Consider the following 17,699-nt stretch of genomic DNA (forward strand, 5'->3'; position numbering starts at 1 on the left):
CTGCTTCACAGATACCGAAGGTTTTTATGACGACTCAAGCAAAGCAAAAACTCGCGGTGGCCGTGGCCGCCGCACTGGCGGTCGGCGTGTTGCTGTACCTGGCGGTGCCGGGACTGTTCGGCAAGCGCACCCAGCAAAATACCAACGACGCGTTCGTTTCCGCCGACTACACGTTAGTGGTGCCGCGCGTGGCCGGGTTCATCAAGGAAGTGCTGGTGGAAGACAACCAGCAGGTCAAGGCCGGGCAATTGCTGGCGCTGATCGATGATCGCGATTTGCGTGCTGCCGCTGAAGCGGCCGATGCGCAAACCCTGGTCGCCCGCGCCCAGTTGCAAAACGCCAGGGCCACGCTGGAGCGGCAGACCTCGGTGATCGCTCAGGCGCAGGCCTCGGTGGTCTCGGCCAAGGCAGAAATGGCCTTCGCCCAGCAAGAGCTCAATCGCTACAACCACCTCGCTGGCGTCGGCGCCGGCACGGTGCAGAATGCGCAGCAGGCGCGCACTCGCATCGATCAGGCGAGCGCGCGTCTCGATACGGCCAGCGCGAAACTGGCGGCCGAGCGCAAGCAGGTGGAGATCCTCACGGCGCAGCGTGATGCCGCCGAAGGCAATCTGAAGCATGCGCAAGCGGCACTGGAAATCGCCAGTTTCGAGCTGTCCTACACGCGCATCACTGCGCCGCAGGACGGCATGGTCGGCGAGCGTGCGGTGCGCGTCGGCGCCTATGTCACGCCGGGCAGCAAGTTGCTGGCGGTGGTGCCGTTGCAGCAGGCGTATGTGGTTGCCAACTTTCAGGAAACCCAACTCACCGACGTGCAGCCGGGCCAGCAAGTGCAGGTGCACGTCGACAGCCTCGGCGGTGAGGCCTTGAGCGGTCGCGTCGAAAGCATCGCCCCGGCCACTGGCGTGACATTCGCCGCGGTGAAACCGGACAACGCCACGGGCAACTTCACCAAAGTCGTGCAGCGGATTCCGGTGAAGATCGTGCTTGAGCCGGGTCAGCCAATGGCCGAGCGTTTGCGGGTGGGCATGTCGGTGGAGGCGAGTATCGACACTCGCCGTTCGGCGTCGGCGGAGCGCGAGGTGACTCAGCGATGATTCTGGGTAAAAACCTGTGGCGAGGGAGCTTGCTCCCGCTGGATTGCGAAGCGACCGCAAAAATCGCGAGTGCTACGCACTCGAGCGGGAGCAAGCTCCCTCGCCACACAAGTCTGTTTCAGTCACTTGTTGTGGTGAGCTTGTTTGGCCTCAGCGCCTGCACCGTCGGCCCGGACTTCCACAAGCCTGAAGCCCGCCAGATCACCGACTGGGCCAAACCCGCCAAGTCCGCCCCCAGCCAGGCCGTCAGCGAACCGCTGAACCAATGCTGGTGGGAAGTTTTTCACGACCCGCAACTCTCAGCCCTGACCCAGCGGGCGATGAACAGCAACCTCGATCTGCAGCTGGCCGGCAGCCGCTTGCAACAAAGCCGTGCCGCGCGTCAGGTGATCACCGCGGATCGCTACCCGGCCACCGCCGCTAACGGCAGCTACGCGCGCAAACGCAACAGCGGCGAAGGCCTGAATGACCCGTCCGGACACAACGGCGATTCCGCCTTCAACCTGTGGGACGCCGGTTTCTCCGCCTCGTGGGAACTGGATGTCTGGGGCCGCGTGCGCCGCGAGACCGAGGCTGCCGATGCCAACCTCGAAGTCGCCGAAAACGACCGTCGCGGCGTGCTGCTCGCGGTCCTCGCCGACACTGCACAGAACTACATTCAGCTGCGCGGCGTGCAGAACACCCGCGCGGTCACCGAGCAGAACCTCGATGTCGCCCGGCACAGCCTCAAGCTGTCGCAACTGCGCCTGAACGACGGGGTGGCGACCGATCTGGACGTCGCCGAAGCCGCCGCCCAGGTCGCGGCCATCGAATCGCGCCTGCCGGCCCTTGAGCAGCGTCAGTCGCAACTGATCAACGCGATCAGCCTGTTGATGGGCGAAGCGCCCCAAGCGCTGGCCAAGGAGTTATCCACAGATGCCGCGGTGCCGCAGTCACCGCTGCAAGTCGCCATCGGCCTGCCGTCACAGCTGGCCGAACGCCGACCGGACATCCGCCAGGCCGAGGCGCGCCTGCACGCCGCCACTGCCAACATCGGCGTGGCCAAAGGCGACTTCTATCCGCGCATCACCCTGTCCGGCAACCTCGGCTCGCAGGCCATGCAGCTGAGCGATTTCGGTTCCTGGGGCTCGCGGGCTTTTGGTATCGGCCCGCAATTCAGCCTGCCGCTGTTCGACGGCGGACGGCTGCGCGGCATGCTGCAACTGCGCGAAGCCCAGCAACAGGAAGCGGCCATCGCCTACCAGCAGACCGTGCTGCGCGCCTGGCATGAAATCGACGACCAGTTGACCGCCTACAACGCCAGCCAACGCCGCCGCGACAGCCTCGCCGAAGCCGTGCGGCAGAACCAGATCGCCCTGCGCACCGCGCAGCAGCAGTACGTCGAAGGCGTGGTCGATTTCGTCAACGTCCTCACCGTGCAAGGCGCGTTGCTGGCGACTCAGGAGCAGTGGGTGGAAAGCTCGACCGGCGTTTCGCTGGCGATGGTCGGGTTGTACCGGGCGTTGGGCGGGGGCTGGGAGTCGGTGTATCCGGCGGGGGAGATGGCGCAACGTTGATTCTCGCACCCGAATGATGGCCTTTCGCTTGACGCTATTCCCCGCTGTCGTAGACTCCGCTCATCCGTCAGGGAGTAGCGGTTATGCAGCGTTTGCGCGGTTGGGTTATCGGATTGACCTTTGTTACGTGTGCAGTTCAGGCGCAAACGCCCGGGCCAGACGATCCGCTGCTGGATAACGCAACGCCTGCGACAGCCACGGCGAGCAGTGAGGCGCGGGGTGTGTTGCGCGCTCGGGATCAGGCGACGCTGGCCAGTGAGTTGTCGGGGCGGATTGTCGAGTTGCCGTTCAGCGAGGGCGAGTCGTTTAAAAAGGGCGATGTGCTGGCGAAGTTCGATTGCTCGGCGTATCAGGCTCAGCTCAATGCCGCCCAGGCCGCCAGCCGCGGTGCCGGTGAGGAGCTGGCGCACAATCGGCAACTGGCGGCGCTCAATTCCGTCGGGCGTTTCGAAGTGGCGCGGGCCGAGGCCAAGGTCAGCGAGACCCAGGCGCAATCTCAGGTTTATCAGGTTCAGGTCAAACGCTGCAGCGTGGTTGCGCCGTTCGACGGGCAAGTGGTCGAGCGTAAGGTGCAACGCTACGAAAGTGTGCCGGCCGGCGCGCCACTGCTCGATGTGGTCGACAACCGCACCCTGGAGATCCACTTGCTGGTGCCGTCGCGCTGGATGGCCAGACTCAAACCCGGCCAGACCTTCAGCTTTATCCCCGACGAAACCGGCCAGCCGATCGATGCCACGGTCAAACGACTCGGTGCGCGGATTGACGAAGGCAGTCAGACCCTGTTGCTGGTCGCCACACTTCCCGAAGCCAAGGGCTTGCTCGCCGGCATGAGCGGCACGGCGCATTTTGCGGAGCTTAAATGAACGCCCCGGTGGCCGGCGGCGCCGAACAGGTGTTTGCGCGGTTTCTGGATCTCGAACGACAGACACGTGCTGCTCGCGATGCCTCGCAACTGGCCTATAGCCTGGTCAACGACGGCCAGGCGCTGTTCGGGTATCGCCATGCGGCATTACTGATCGCTGGCAAGGTACAGGCGGTGACTGGCGTCAGTACGGTCGAGCCGAATGCACCGTTTGTGGCATTCGTCGAGCAGGCGGTGGCGCAGTTGTTCAAGCAGGATGGATTGAAGATTGCGCGGGTCATCACGCCTGAGCAGGTGGGCGAAGCGATTCAGGCTGACTGGCGCAGTCTGTCTGCCGCTCAAGTGTTCTGGCTGCCACTGATCGACCGCGAGGGCGAGGTGTTCGGCGGTTTGTGGCTGGCCCGCGATGTGCCGTGGAACCCTTCCGAACAAGTGCTGCTGTCACAACTGGGCGACACCTACAGTCATGCGTGGCTGGCGTTGCAGCCGGGCAAGCCGTGGCGGCTGCGCTGGACCCGCAAGCGTCAGGTGGCGCTGGTGGCGGTGCTGTTGCTCGGGTTGTTGATCCCGGTGCGCCAGTCGGTATTGGCGCCGGCGGAAGTCGTGCCGCAGGGCGGTCGCGTGGTGGCGGCGCCGCTGGACGGGGTGATCGCCGAGTTTCTGGTCAAGCCCAATCAACCGGTGAAAGCCGGCGACCTGCTGCTGCGGTTTGAAAGCACCACCCTCAAGGCCCAGGCTGATGTGGCCGAGCGTGCCTTGGGCGTGGCGGAAGCAGAACTGAAATCCAACTCGCAACGTTCGTTTGCCGATGCCGAGTCCAGTGCCAGGGTCGATTTGCTCGCCGCCCGTGCCGAGCAAAAACGCGCCGAGCGCGATTACGCCCGCGAGTTGCTGGCGCGTAGCGAAGTGCGCGCCGAGCGTGACGGGATCGCCGTGTTCGCCGATGCCGAGCGCCTGACCGGCAGACCGGTGCAGACCGGCGAGCGCTTGATGGAAATCGCCGACCCGAATCAGGCCGAACTGCGTATCGAACTGGCGGTGGGCGACGCGATTGCGCTGGAACCGGGCGCCGATATTGCGTTGTTCCTCGACAGCGATCCGCTGCAACGCCACACCGCCAGACTTGAGCGTTCGGCCTATGAAGCGCAGCCCACCGCCGGCGGCCAACTGGCGTATCGACTGGATGCGAATTTTACCGAGGCACCGCCGCGCATCGGCCTGCGCGGTACGGCCAAGATATTCGGCGACCGCGCGCCGCTGGCCTTGTACCTGCTGCGTCGCCCGCTCGCCGGTCTGCGCCAGAGCGTGGGTCTGTAAATGAATCTGCCGAGCTTGCGTGCCGACCTGCAACTGTCGCCCGCGGCGCCGGCACTGGACGGTTCACCGCGCTGGACCCTGGCCGATCCGGTGCGCGGTCGGTATTTCAAACTCGGCGCGGCGGCGATGCGTCTGTTGCGCCACTGGTCGCTGGGCGATCCCGAGCAAGTGCTGCGCGCCGCCAACCGCGAGCCGGGCCTGCCGCTGGACGGTGTCGAGTTGGAGCAACTGCTGACATTTCTGCGCGGGCATGACCTGATCAGCGCCCTCGACGATCAGCAGCGTGCCAGTTACTCGCTCAAGGCTCTCGCGCAACGGCAGAGCCTGTGGAAAATCCTGCTTCACCAATATCTGTTTTTTCGCATTCCATTGTGGCGCCCGGACGCTTTTCTCAATCGCGCGTGGCCGTGGCTTGAGCGCTTCGGACCACGACTGTTGCGCGTCGGTCTGCCGGTAACGCTGGCGCTCGGGGTGTTTCTGGTTTCGCGGGACTGGCAGCGCTTTGTCGGCACCTTTCCGCACCTGTTCAGCCTCGGTGGGGCGCTCTCGTTTGCTGTGGCGCTGTTCTTCGCCAAGCTCTGTCACGAGTTCGGCCACGCATTCATGGCCAAGCGCGCCGGCTGTCGGGTGCAGAGCATGGGCGTGGCGTTCATGGTCTTGCTGCCGATGTTTTACACCGACGTCAGTGACGCCTGGCGGGTCAACGACCGGCGTGCGCGGCTGCTGATCGGCGCCGGCGGGGTGCTGGCGGAGTTGTTGCTGGCGTGCATCGCGTTGCTGGTCTGGTCGCTATTGCCCGACGGCCCGGCCCGGACGGCGGCGTTCATGCTCGCCAGTGCGACCTGGATCACCACGCTGGTGGTCAATCTCAACCCGTTCATGCGTTTCGATGGCTACTTTTTGCTCAGCGATCTGTGGGAGGTCGACAACCTGCAGGGCCGGGCCTTTGCCTTCTGTCGCTGGCGCCTGCGTGAGTGTTTGTTCGGCTATGGCGCCCCGGCGCCGGAGCCTTGGTCGCCGACGATGCAGCGGCGTTTGCTGATCTGGGGGTATGGCTCGTGGTTGTGGCGTGCGGCGTTGTTTTTCGGGATCGCGCTGGCGGTCTATCACCTGTTCTTCAAGGTATTGGGGATTTTCCTGATGCTGGTGGAACTGGTGTGGTTCATCTTTCTGCCGATCATGAATGAGTGGCGTCAGTGGTGGAGCCGCCGCGAACAAGCGCATGGCCCGCGTGTGCTGGTCAGCAGCCTGGCGGTACTCGGCCTGTTGCTGGTGCTGATCGTGCCGTGGCGCAGCGCGGTCGAACTGCCGACGATGCTTGAGGGCGGTCGGGCCAGTGCGTTGCATGCGCCGGTGGCGGCGCGGGTCAAAACAGTCAAGGTCGCGGATGGCCAGACAGTCGCCCAGGGCGATGTACTGATCGAACTGGAGTCGCCGGACCTCGAATCGCAGCAGGCCATCGTTCGCCGGGAAATCCAGATCCAGCAATTGCTGATGCGCCGACAGGCCGGTCGCAGTGAAACCGCGGCCGACGCCGGTATCATCGAGCAACGCCTCGCCGAAGCCGTGGCGCAATACCGTGGTCTGAGCGCTCGCCGCGAACGCCTGCTGCTGCGCGCGCCCCATGCCGGCACTGTGCGTGATGTGCTGCCCAATCTGACGCCGGGGCGCTGGCTGTCGAGCAAGGATGCGCTGGCGCGGGTGGTCGAGGACGGTTCGCGCCTGCGTGGCTATATCGCCGAAGCCGAGTTGTGGCGAGTCAAACCGGGTGCGACCGGGCGGTTCATCGCCGATGATCCGATGCATCCGGCGCTCGCCGTAAAACTGGATGAAATCGATACCAATGGCGTGGCCTATGTCGATCAGGAGGCGCTGACCTCCGATCATCACGGGCCGATTGCCGTGCGTCGCGATCAACAGCAACGAGCCGAGCCTGTACAAGCGCAATATGGCGCGCGATTGACTACGCTGGATCAGCCGCCCACCCCGGTTCAACCGTTGCGCGGTGTGGTGGTGCTGCAGGGCAGCGGCGAGTCGGTACTCGGCGTGGCCTGGCGCCGGTTGGCGGCGCTGGGGGTCAGGGAAAGCGGTTTCTAGGGAGCGTGAACATGGCGAGCAACGCGGGTGTGGCGGCAGACGGATTGGTGGTGCGACCTGCGCGGGCCACCGACGAGCCATTTTTGCACCGCCTCTATCAGTCGGCGCGCCCGGATCTGCAATGGATCGACGGCGAGCAGGAAGTGGTGCAGCAAGTGATCGCCCAGCAATTTCAGGTGCAGGAACAGGGCGTGGCTGAAAACCATCCCAACGCCCTGCACTACGTCGTGGAAAAACTCGGCACGGCCATCGGGGCGCTGAGCACCGACTTCGGCCCCAATGAAATCCGCGTGTTGTACATCGCCTTCATTCCCCAGGCGCGGGGCAAGGGGTACGGCCGCGCGGTGTTGCAAGGCGTGCAAAAGGCCGCGCAGCAGGTTCGTTGCCCGGTGGCAACGGTGGTCTGGGCCAACAACCCCCACGCACGGCAACACTATCTGGCGTTGGGATTTGCGGTGGAAGAACGCAATCCGGCGGCGGAACGGCTGGTGTGGTATCCGCAGTGAGGCGGGATTTCAGTTGAAGGACATGCAGAAGTAACCCAGTTGCGGATCCCGCCCCATCGCCGGCACTCGCGACACGAAAATATCTTCCACTCGCCCGAGTTCCGGCAGCTCCAGTGCGCACAGGCCGTCGACGAACCCGGTCGGCACCAGGCTGTTGAATTCGAGGCAGAACGGCATGCGCTCGCTGTAGCGGGTTTTCGCCGCTGGAACCTCATCAAGATGCTCGATCTGAATCGGCAATGCCGTGCCATCTGGCAGGTGCAGCGTGCTTTGCTGTCCGAGCAACGGCTGGACGTGTTGGATCTGAACCGCTTGCAGCATGATCTGACTCCGTTGAAAAAAGAACGGCCGGGGGCCGTGAGGCCCCCGACGCATGATCAGTTGCGCGAAGGGAATATCCCGTTCAGGGCAACGCTGAAGTTGACGACCAGAGAGGGGTTGACGATGGATAACGGCTGACTGCCGCCCGTGGAGGAAATGTCCCCGGTGACCGTGGTGGTCAGGCCTTTGATGGGAACCGGTGTGGCACCTTGGGCATCGGAATAGATGTTCGCCGAGCCAGGGCCGCCGCCGGAAGCGCCGATGTACGAATTGGTCGCGGTGGGCACGGTCGCCGGATTGCTTGCAGGCACCGCCAGTTGCAGGGCGGTGTTGGCGGAAAGGCCGGTCATCGCGTGGGTGTGGTTGGGCATGTTGGCGATCGTGGCGGTGACGTTTTCCGTGCCATACACCTCACCGATGACACGCGGCGTCAGGCCCTGTCCGGTACCCTGTGCCACGGGCACCCGACCTTGCAGGTTGGGCAACTGAAAATTGGTCGTGCCGTTGCCGCCGTAGAAGGTGCCCAGCAAGGCGAACAATGCCTGGTATTGCGAGATGCCCAGGATTTGTCCGTTGCACAAGGCCCAGCCACTGGGGGCGAAGTTGAAGGCGAACGGTTGAATCGTACCCATAAAGACTTCCATGGTTCCTCATCCTTCTGTTATGTGGTCGGCGCGCCGCGCGGTAGCCTGGTTGCAGGGCAGGTCCACAGGCTGTGCTGACGCCTTGCATTTGCGCGGGCAGGTCACGCCACGCCGTAGCGTAGACCCGGATCAGCGGACTTGCCGGACGTCGTCATGGCCGCGCGTCGACTTCGCCTCTGGCCTACAGTGTGCGCAATGAGTGATGCTGGTTGTGACTCGGTAAATCTGTAAGGGAAGGTTGATGGAAGCGCGTCGCGAGACTCCGCTGGGGGATACCCAGGACCCGTTTGCCGCACCGAACGCCGGTGTCCGGCGTCTATGGCGCTGGGCTCGCCAGCAGTGGCTGATACCGATTCTGTTGCTGGCGACGGTGGTGCGTTTTTATGACCTGACCGCTGCCGCGATCTGGGGCGACGAAGGCTCAAGCCTGCTGCTGGCGAACTATTCGCTCAGTGGTATCTGGGAACACGCGGCGTTCGACGTGCATCCGCCGTTGTATTTCATGCTGCTGCACGGCTGGATCGGGTTATTCGGTGAAGGCATCCTGTCGATTCGCAGCCTCAGCGCTGTGGCCGGCATCGCCACGGTCGGGCTGGGTGTCTGCCTGGTCGATCGCCTGGCCACCCGCCGCGCCGCGATCATCGCCGGGGTGCTGCTGGCGTTGCTGCCGACGGCGGTGCGCTACAGCCAGGAAGTGCGCATGTACTCGCTGCTCGGCCTGCTCCTGATCGCTACCACACTGGCGCTGATCTGCTGGGTCAGGCGCCCGCAGCGCCGCCGGTATCTGCTGATCTATGCATTGCTGATGAGCGCCGCGTTGTACACCCACTACTTTGCAGTGCTGGCCGCGCTGAGCCATTGGCTGTATCTGGGGCTGATTCGCCTGCTGCCGGGTTATCGCCTGCGGCATATCCAGCGCAAGGACTGGTGGCTGGCCAATCTGGCCATCGTCGTGCTCTACCTGCCGTGGTTGCCGAACCTGCTTGATCTGACGCAACACATGGAAGAACTCAAGGTCGGTGGCGATGTGGGTTGGGAAGATCCGGTGACCCTGTCCTCGCTGCCGTCGATGATCTGGCTCTGGTTGATCCAGGACGACGGCGAGCATCTCCCGTTGCTGCTGTTCTGCGGCGTACCGCTGGCCCTGCTGGCGCTGGCGGGCGTGGCCGTGGCCCGCGACCGCAGCGTGAACCATGGCAGCGTCTTGCTGGCGCTTTACACCGGTATGCCGTTGTTGCTGGTGTTCGCGGTGTCGTTCATCAGCCCGGTGTTCATCGAACGTTACCTGACAGCCTATGCGCTGGGGTTGCCGATGCTGGCGGCGCTGGCCATTGACCGGTTGTACCGCCGCACTCGTGTGCTGGCAGTGACGATCCTGGTGGCATGGGTCGGGGTTGAGTTGGTGGGTGTGAACACCAACGCCACGGTCGACCCGCACGATCAGTTCAACGTCATGGTCGATTACATCAACCGGCATTTCGTCAGCGGTGACCGGATCGTCACCAGCGACATGCTCTGGTACCTCAGTTACGTCTACTACAACCGCACTGACGCTCAGGTGCGGCTGTATACCCCGCCCGCTGCCGATGGCCGTTCGACGCGTCCGAATCACTACGGTTTCGGCACCCTGGTGTCCGAGGAGGTCTACCTGGACCGACTCGATGACCTGCCCAAGGGCAGTGCCCGGGTCTGGTTGATCGGCGATCTGGACGTGGACGTGCCTGACCCATTCCGACCCTTGCCGACGACTTGGCAACTGCGTGATCAGACCCATGCCGGTGGCGCAAATGCGCGACTTTTTTCGTTGACCACTGATAACGGGACGACGGAGAAATGACTTAAACGCTTCACCATTTTTTTCGCGATTAAAACGGGCTTTCATAGTCCGTTTTGCTCTATTTTGATATCAAAACACTACTAGTCGAAAGGGTATTGTTGGACTACGCTCGTCGGACAAAAGGACTTACAAAGTAGGGTGAAGGGATTGCAGCAGTTCCACTTTATCTCCGGCTTGCCGCGCTCAGGTTCCACCCTGCTTTCTGCGATTCTTCTGCAGAACCCGCGCTTTCATGCCGGCATGACCAGCCCGGTCGGCGCGCTGTTTTCCGGTGTCCTTGAACAATGCAGCGCCGGCAGCGAATTCGGCGCGGTGATCGACACCGACATGCGCCGGCGCCTGCTGCGCGGACTGTTCGATGCCTACTACGCCGACAAGGCTGACAAACCGGTGGTGTTCGACACCAACCGGCAGTGGAGTTCGCGCCTGCCGGCCATCAGCGATCTGTTCCCCAAAGCCAAAGTCATTGCCTGCGTGCGCAACGTCGCCTGGGTGATGGACAGCCTGGAACGGTTGTACCGCGCCAACCCTTATGAAAACACCAAGCTGTTCGGCGATGCTGTCGAGCGCAACACCGTCTACAGCCGCTGCGAAACCCTGGCCCAGCGCAATCGTCTGGTCGGTTTTGCCTGGGCGGCACTCAAGGAAGCCTATTACGGCGAGCACGCCGATTCGCTGCTGATCGTCGATTACGACTTGTTGACCCAGGCCCCGGAGCGCGTGCTGCGGCTGGTCTACGACTTCATTGGCGAGCCCTGGTTCGAGCACGATTTCGAACACCTGGCCTATGACGCGCCGGCGTTCGACCAGGCGCTGGGTGTGGCCGGCTTGCACAAGGTCAAACCCAAGGTTGCCCTGCAGTCCCGGCGCACGATTCTGCCGCCGGACCTGTTCAAGCAATACGCCGATCTGTCCTTTTGGCTCGATGGCTCAGCCAGTGCTGCCAATGTGATTCGTATGAAGTCCGACGCCGCGATCAGTTGATCGCGGCGTTTTTCATTGATGCGTTTACAACTGTTCGAGTCCGGGTGAGCAACATGTGGTGGAGCAAACAAAAGTCGCGGGTAACCGAAGGCCAACGGACGCTGGCTGCGCCGCTGATCATGTCGCTGGAACCGCGCATGCTGTTCGACGGTGCCGTCGCGGCCACGGTCGCTGACGCCGCCGCCCAGGCCGACAGCCATCCTGCAGCCGATGCGGCCAAGGCGCCGACGGCCGATCATCCGGTGGCCAGCAAAGACACCCACGGCCAGGCCGATGCCACGCCGGCTGCCAGCCCTGTTGCCGTACCGGGCCAGAGCGTGGTGTTCGTCGATGCCCGGGTCAAGGATGCCGACAGCCTGCTCAAAGGCGTCGCCCCCGGCGCGCAAGTGGTCAAGCTCGATGCAAGCAAAGACGGTTTGCAGCAGATCGCCGATTATCTCGACCAGCATTCGGGCGTCAGCTCGGTGCAGATCATCGCTCACGGCAACGCCGGTGACCTGTGGCTCGGCAACAGCTATCTGTCGGCCGACAACGTTGCGCAGCGCAGTGTGCTGCTGGCGGACATCGGCAAGGACATGAACGTTGGCGGCGACATCCTCATTTACGGCTGCTACACCGCCGAGGGCGACCGCGGCCTGAGCTTCGTCGACTCGCTGGCACAATTGACCGGCCGCGATGTAGCCGCCTCGAACAACCGCACCGGCGTGGGCGGCGACTGGGATCTGGAAATCGCCACGGGCAAGATCGAGAGCGCCAACGTGCTGTCGACCCTGTCGATGAGTGAGTATCAGTGGGGCCTCGCCACGTGGACCGCCACCAACAACGCGAACACCGGGGTCGGCTCGCTGCGCGCAGCGCTGGCGTCGGCGCAGAACGGCGACATCGTGACCTTCAGCAGCGGCATGACGGTGCAGCTCACCTCGGAATTGCTGATCAACAAGAACATCACCGTTGATGGCGACCTGAACAACGACGGGGTGGCGGACGTCACCCTCGATGGCCAGTACCGGACCCGGGTGGTGGAAATCACCTCTAGCAGTACGGTGACACTCGATGGTCTGGTCATTACTCGCGGACTGGTCTCGGGCAACGGCGGCAATGGCGGCTACGGCGCAACCGGCGCCATGGGCGGGGGGATTTTCAACGCCGGCATCCTGACCCTGAATAACGTTTCGGTAACGGGTAACGCGGCGGCCGGCGGTGGCGGTGGCGGTGGGGTCACCGGGACATACTACGGCGGTGGCGGCGGCGGTGGCGGTGGCCTCGGTGGTCAGGGCGGCGGTCATGGCGGCACGGCCGGGCCGGGCACCGGCACCCTCGGCGGGCAGGCCGGCAGCGGCGGCGTCGGCGGTTACGGCGGCGGCTACGATGCGACGCACATGGGCGGTCGCGGTGGCAGCAGCACCGGTGGTGCCGGCGGGTTGGGCGTTTCCTACTACAGCAACGGTGGCAATGGCGGCACGGCCAACAACGGCACGATTTCCATCGGCGGCGGCGGTGGCGGGGCCGGTTGGGACAAGGTCGGCGGCGCAGGCGGCAATGCTGCTGGCGGTATTTACAACGCCTCGACCGGGACTCTTAAAATCGTCGGGACGTCGGTCATCAGCAACAACATCGGCGCGGGCGGCGGTGGCGGCGGCGGTAGCGGCCAGGGCAGCAATAACCTCAATGGCGGCGACGGCGGACGAGGTGTCGGCGCGATCTGGAACCAGGGCGGTACGGTGCTGATCACCGCCGCCAACTTCAGCGCCATCAGCGGCAACGCGGCCGGCAGCGGCGCCGGCGGCGCAGAACTGGGCGGCGGCGTGACGGGCTCTGTACCATTGGCTTTCGCGGCGATCTACAACAATGGCGGCACACTCAATACCGCTTATGTGGAACCACCCACCGCAACCATCGTGATGTCGGATACGGCGTTGAAAATCGGCGAAACCTCGCTGGTGACCATTACCTTCAGCCGGGCGGTGAGCGGTTTCACCAACGCCGACCTGACCATTGCCAACGGCACGCTGACAGCGGTGAGCAGCAGCGACGGCGGCCTGACCTGGACCGCGACCTTCACCCCGACCAATAACATCACCGACGCCACCAACCTGATCACCCTCGACAACACCGGGGTGACTGCGATCAGCGACGGCGTGGCGGGCGTCGGCACCACCAGCTCCGTCAACTACGCGATTGATACCGCGCGCCCGACCGTGACCATCGTGATGTCCGATACGGCGTTGAAGATCGGCGATACCTCGCTGGTGACTTTCACCTTCAGTGAAGCCGTGACCGGTTTCACCAACGCCGACCTGACCATCGCCAACGGTACGCTGAGCGCGGTGAGCAGCAGCGACGGTGGCATCACCTGGACAGGAACCTTCACTCCGACCGCCAGCATCACCGACACCACCAACCTGATCACCCTGGACAACACCGGTATCGCCGACCTCGCTGGCAACGCCGGCAGCGGCACGACGGATTCGGCCAACTACGTGATCGATACCCAGCGCCCGACCGCGACCATTGTGGTGGCCGACACCAATTTGGCGGCCGGTGAAACCTCGCTGGTGACCATCACCTTCAGCGAAGCGGTCAGCGGCTTCACCACCGCCGACCTTACCGTAGCCAACGGCACCCTGAGTGGTCTGAGCAGCAGTGACGGCGGCATCACCTGGACCGCCACGCTCACCCCGACCAGCAACATCACCGACACCACTAACCTGCTCACCCTGGATAACACCGGGGTCGTCGATCTGGCTGGCAATGCCGGCAGCGGCACCACCAATTCCAATAACTACGCCATCGACACTGCGCGGCCGACCGCGACCATTGTGGTGGCCGACAACAACCTGCGGATCGGTGAAACCTCGCTGGTGACCATCACCTTCAGCGAAGCGGTCACCGGTTTCACCAACGCCGACCTGACGATTGCCAACGGCACCTTGACAGCGGTCAGCAGCAGCGACGGCGGCATTACCTGGACGGCGACCTTCACGCCGACCGCCAGCATCACCGACGCGACCAACCTGATCACCCTGAACAACACCGGCATCGCGGATCAGAACGGCAACGCCGGCAGCGGGACCACTGACTCCAACAACTACGCCATCGATACTGTGCGCCCGACCGCGACCATCGTGATGGCCGACAACAACCTGCGAATCGGCGAAACCTCGCTGGTGACCATCACCTTCAGCGAAGCGGTGACCGGCTTCACCAACGCCGACCTGACCATTGCCAACGGCACGCTGAGTGCGGTGAGCAGCAGCGATGGCGGCATCACCTGGACCGCGACGTTCACCCCGAGCGCCAGCATCACCGACATCACCAACCTGATCACTCTGGACAACACCGGCATTGCCGACCTGGCGGGCAACGCTGGCAGCGGCACCACCGATTCCAACAACTACGCCATTGACACCCAGCGCCCGACCGCGACCATCGTGGTCGCCGACAGCAACCTTACGGCCGGCGAAACCTCGCTGGTGACCATCACGTTCAGCGAAGCGGTGAGCGGTTTCACCAACGCCGACCTGACCATCGCCAACGGTACGTTGACGGCGGTGAGCAGCAGCGATGGCGGCATCACCTGGACGGCGACGTTCACCCCGAACGTGGGCGTCAACGACGCGAGCAACCTGATCACGCTGGCCAACACCGGCATCGCCGACCTCGCGGGTAACGCCGGCAGCGGCACCACCAACTCCAACAATTACACCATCGACACCGTGCTGCCGACCGCGACCATCATCGTTGCCGACAACTCGCTGAAAGTCGGCGAAACCTCGCTGGTAACCATCACCTTCAGCGAAGCGGTGACCGGTTTCACCAATGCCGATCTGACCATCGCCAACGGCACGTTATCGGCGGTGGGCAGCAGCGACGGCGGCATTACCTGGACGGCAACGTTCACACCGACCACCAACATCACCGACGCCACCAACCTGATTACGCTGGACAATTCCGGTGTTCAAAACCTGTCGGGCAATGCCGGCAGCGGCACCACCGATTCCAACAATTACTCGATCGACACCCTGCGCCCGACCGCCACTGTCGTGGTCGCCGACACCGCGCTCGGCGTCGGCCAGACCAGTCTGGTGACCATCACCTTCAGCGAAGCGGTCTCCGGTTTCACCAACGCCGACCTGACCATCGCCAACGGTACGCTGAGCGCGGTGAGCAGCAGCGATGGCGGTATCACCTGGACGGCTACTTTTACTCCGGCGGCAGGCATCACCGACACCACCAACCTGATCACGCTGGACAATACCGGCATCGCCGATCTGGCGGGCAACGCCGGCAGCGGCACCACCGATTCCAACAACTATGCGGTCGACAGTCAGCGTCCGACGGCGACCATTGTCATGACTGACAGTGACCTGCGTCCCGGAGAAACCGCACTGGTGACCATCACCTTCAGCGAGGCCGTGACCGGATTCGACAATTCCGACCTGAGCGTTGCCAACGGCACACTGAGCAACGTTTTGTCGAGCGACGGCGGCATTACATGGACGGCCACGTTCACGCCGAATATCGGCATCACCGACCTCACCAACCTGATTGTCCTGAACAACACCGGTATTACCGACCTGGCCGGCAACACCGGCACCGGCACCACCAGCTCCGCCAACTATCAGGTGCAGACTCAGGTGCCGACTGCCACCATCGTGGTTGCCGACACTTCGCTCAAGGCCGGGGAAACCTCGCTGGTGACCATCACCTTCAGCGAAGCGGTCAGCGGTTTCGACAACAGCGACCTGACCATCGCCAACGGCACGCTGAGCAATGTCAGCAGCAGCGACGGCGGTGTCACCTGGACGGCGACCTTCACCCCGACCGCCAATGTCACTGACGCGACCAACCTGATCAGCCTGAGCAATGCCGGAGTGACCAACGTCTCAGGCAATAGCGGTATCGGCATCACCGACTCCAACAACTTCGCCATCGACACCGCGCTGCCGACCGCCACCATCGTGGTCGCCGACAATCGCCTGGGCATCGGTGAAACCACCACCGTGACCATCACGTTCAGCGAAGCGGTGATCGGGTTCGATCTGGGGGATATCAGCGTCGCCAACGGTGCGCTGTCGAACCTGACCAGCAGCGACGGCGGTGTGACCTGGACCGCGACCTTCACGCCAACGGCTAACGTCAACGACCCGACCAACCTGATCCTGATCGACACCGCCGGCGTCCAGGATCTGGCCGGCAACCTCGGCGCGAGCATCGCCATCTCCAACAACTACATCCTCGATGCAACCCGGCCGACGGTTGACATTGTGGTTGCCAATCCGCATCTGGGCATCGGCCAGACCACCACGGTGACCTTCACCTTCAGCGAGGCGGTGAGTAATTTCGACCTGTCCGACCTGAGCGTGACCAATGGCGACCTGAGCAACCTGAGCAGCAGCGATGGCGGCAAGACCTGGACCGCGACCTTCACCCCGACCGCGAACGTGACCGACCCGAGCAACTTCATCGCGCTGGACACCAGCAACGTCACCGACCTGGCGGGCAACGCCGGCAGCACCGTGGCGGTGTCGAACAACTACGCCCTCGACAGCGAGCGCCCGACCGCCACGGTCGTGGTTGCCAACCCGAATCTGGGTGTCGGCCAGACTTCACAGGTGATCATCACCTTCAACGAAGCGGTCAGCGGTTTTGATCTGGCGGACCTCAGCGTGGCCAATGCCACCCTGTCCAACCTGAGCAGCAGCGACGGTGGCAAGACCTGGACGGCGACCTTGACGCCGACCGCCAACGTCAACAGCGCCAGCAATGCAATCAGCATCAACACGGCCGGGGTCAGTGACCAGTCGGGCAACAGCGGCAGCGGGATCACTCAGTCCGGGAACTACGTGATCAATACGGTGCCGGTGGTCGTACCGCCGGTGACACCGACCTCGCCGTTGGTGGTGGTGCCGCCGGATCCGGAGTTCCGCAGCAGCGACCCCGTCGTGCCACCACCGGCGCCGAACGTCCCGCTGCAACCGCTCATCTTCACACCGCCCACCGGCGACCTCGGCTCACCGCTGACCTTCGCGCCGTTGTTCGAACAACGGGTGATCGGCAACGGCATCCGTCCGCTGGGTGACATTTTCATCAACCACGGCGCCCTGAGCCCGAGCTTCATCGCCCAGGTTTTCACCAGCAGCGACAGCGGCGGCGATGGTTCCGGCCATGGCTTCCTCGGGTTTGGCGGTGGCGATGGCGGGGTGTTCGGCAGCAGTACGCTGTCGAGCCTGTTCCATCAGGACAGCGCCGCAGAGCGCGATTCGCTGAATGCCTTCGACCGTCATTCGATCACGGGCGGCGATATTTCCCAGGGCCTGCGCGGTGTGTTCGGCGCACCGACCCTGGGCCAGCAACTGCAACAGATCAAGGACAGCGAGCAGCACCGGGTCGACAACCTGGCGGCGGCTCTGCAACAGGTCGGTATCAGCGAAATGCAGGCCTGATAACACACAACAACTCAATATGCGCAGCACCC

11 protein-coding genes are annotated in these 17,699 nt (G+C 63.7%); 9 read left to right on the forward strand and 2 right to left on the reverse strand.

Annotated elements, in window-relative coordinates; translation table 11 throughout:
- Positions 1–26: 26 nt before the first annotated feature.
- The 6 genes from HXW87_RS04785 to HXW87_RS04810 all read left to right on the forward strand — a co-directional run bounded on the left by HXW87_RS04785 (position 27) and on the right by HXW87_RS04810 (position 7,435).
- Complete coding sequence (locus HXW87_RS04785) at positions 27–1,097, forward strand: HlyD family secretion protein (RefSeq protein ID WP_239778492.1); 1,071 nt, start codon at positions 27–29, stop codon at positions 1,095–1,097.
- Positions 1,094–2,653 (forward strand): efflux transporter outer membrane subunit, encoded by a 1,560-nt coding sequence (locus HXW87_RS04790; protein ID WP_239778493.1) that lies wholly within the window; start codon positions 1,094–1,096, stop codon positions 2,651–2,653. The genes HXW87_RS04785 and HXW87_RS04790 overlap by 4 nt, the downstream gene beginning before the upstream one ends.
- 83 nt (positions 2,654–2,736) lie before the next feature.
- Positions 2,737–3,516 carry an efflux RND transporter periplasmic adaptor subunit gene (locus HXW87_RS04795; protein ID WP_047290724.1) on the forward strand — a complete coding sequence of 260 codons (780 nt, stop codon included), beginning with the start codon at positions 2,737–2,739 and terminating at the stop codon, positions 3,514–3,516.
- Positions 3,513–4,832 (forward strand): HlyD family efflux transporter periplasmic adaptor subunit, encoded by a 1,320-nt coding sequence (locus HXW87_RS04800; RefSeq protein WP_239778494.1) that lies wholly within the window; start codon positions 3,513–3,515, stop codon positions 4,830–4,832. The genes HXW87_RS04795 and HXW87_RS04800 overlap by 4 nt, the downstream gene beginning before the upstream one ends.
- Entirely contained in the window at positions 4,833–6,929 is a 2,097-nt protein-coding gene (locus tag HXW87_RS04805) for a biotin/lipoyl-binding protein (protein WP_239778495.1), read from the forward strand. It abuts the gene before it with no gap.
- 11 nt (positions 6,930–6,940) lie between these two features.
- Complete coding sequence (locus HXW87_RS04810) at positions 6,941–7,435, forward strand: GNAT family N-acetyltransferase (RefSeq protein WP_121183004.1); 495 nt, start codon at positions 6,941–6,943, stop codon at positions 7,433–7,435.
- A gap of 9 nt (positions 7,436–7,444) precedes the next feature.
- Here the strand turns inward: HXW87_RS04810 and HXW87_RS04815 are convergent, their stop codons facing one another.
- Both HXW87_RS04815 and HXW87_RS04820 read right to left on the reverse strand, forming a co-directional pair.
- Complete coding sequence (locus HXW87_RS04815; RefSeq protein WP_047290728.1) at positions 7,445–7,756, reverse strand: hypothetical protein; 312 nt, start codon at positions 7,754–7,756, stop codon at positions 7,445–7,447.
- 56 nt (positions 7,757–7,812) lie between these two features.
- Positions 7,813–8,400 carry a tail fiber protein gene (locus HXW87_RS04820; protein ID WP_047290729.1) on the reverse strand — a complete coding sequence of 196 codons (588 nt, stop codon included), beginning with the start codon at positions 8,398–8,400 and terminating at the stop codon, positions 7,813–7,815.
- A gap of 241 nt (positions 8,401–8,641) precedes the next feature.
- Here HXW87_RS04820 and HXW87_RS04825 point away from each other — a divergent pair, with 241 nt between their 5' ends.
- The 3 genes from HXW87_RS04825 to HXW87_RS04835 all read left to right on the forward strand — a co-directional run bounded on the left by HXW87_RS04825 (position 8,642) and on the right by HXW87_RS04835 (position 17,667).
- Positions 8,642–10,237 carry a glycosyltransferase family 39 protein gene (locus tag HXW87_RS04825; protein ID WP_047290730.1) on the forward strand — a complete coding sequence of 532 codons (1,596 nt, stop codon included), beginning with the start codon at positions 8,642–8,644 and terminating at the stop codon, positions 10,235–10,237.
- A 138-nt stretch (positions 10,238–10,375) separates the two neighbouring features.
- Positions 10,376–11,221, forward strand: a complete 846-nt coding sequence (locus HXW87_RS04830) for a sulfotransferase (protein WP_047290731.1) — start codon at positions 10,376–10,378, stop codon at positions 11,219–11,221.
- Positions 11,222–11,274: 53 nt separating this feature from the next.
- Positions 11,275–17,667, forward strand: coding sequence for an Ig-like domain-containing protein (locus HXW87_RS04835; RefSeq protein ID WP_239778496.1), 6,393 nt, complete (start codon positions 11,275–11,277; stop codon positions 17,665–17,667).
- Positions 17,668–17,699: the final 32 nt, after the last annotated feature.

The sequence above is a fragment of the Pseudomonas sp. Y5-11 genome, assembly GCF_022368695.1.
Taxonomy (GTDB): Bacteria; Pseudomonadota; Gammaproteobacteria; order Pseudomonadales; family Pseudomonadaceae; genus Aquipseudomonas; species Aquipseudomonas parakoreensis.

Excerpts from the sequence above, each read along its gene's own strand:
- HXW87_RS04785 (WP_239778492.1), top strand. The coding sequence starts at position 27 with ATGACGACTCAAGCAAAGCAAAAACTCGCGGTGGCCGTGGCCGCCGCA.
- HXW87_RS04790 (WP_239778493.1), top strand. The coding sequence starts at position 1,094 with ATGATTCTGGGTAAAAACCTGTGGCGAGGGAGCTTGCTCCCGCTGGAT.
- HXW87_RS04795 (WP_047290724.1), top strand. The coding sequence starts at position 2,737 with ATGCAGCGTTTGCGCGGTTGGGTTATCGGATTGACCTTTGTTACGTGT.
- HXW87_RS04800 (WP_239778494.1), top strand. The coding sequence starts at position 3,513 with ATGAACGCCCCGGTGGCCGGCGGCGCCGAACAGGTGTTTGCGCGGTTT.
- HXW87_RS04805 (WP_239778495.1), top strand. The coding sequence starts at position 4,833 with ATGAATCTGCCGAGCTTGCGTGCCGACCTGCAACTGTCGCCCGCGGCG.
- HXW87_RS04810 (WP_121183004.1), top strand. The coding sequence starts at position 6,941 with ATGGCGAGCAACGCGGGTGTGGCGGCAGACGGATTGGTGGTGCGACCT.
- HXW87_RS04815 (WP_047290728.1), bottom strand. The coding sequence starts at position 7,756 with ATGCTGCAAGCGGTTCAGATCCAACACGTCCAGCCGTTGCTCGGACAG.
- HXW87_RS04820 (WP_047290729.1), bottom strand. The coding sequence starts at position 8,400 with ATGGAAGTCTTTATGGGTACGATTCAACCGTTCGCCTTCAACTTCGCC.
- HXW87_RS04825 (WP_047290730.1), top strand. The coding sequence starts at position 8,642 with ATGGAAGCGCGTCGCGAGACTCCGCTGGGGGATACCCAGGACCCGTTT.
- HXW87_RS04835 (WP_239778496.1), top strand. The coding sequence starts at position 11,275 with ATGTGGTGGAGCAAACAAAAGTCGCGGGTAACCGAAGGCCAACGGACG.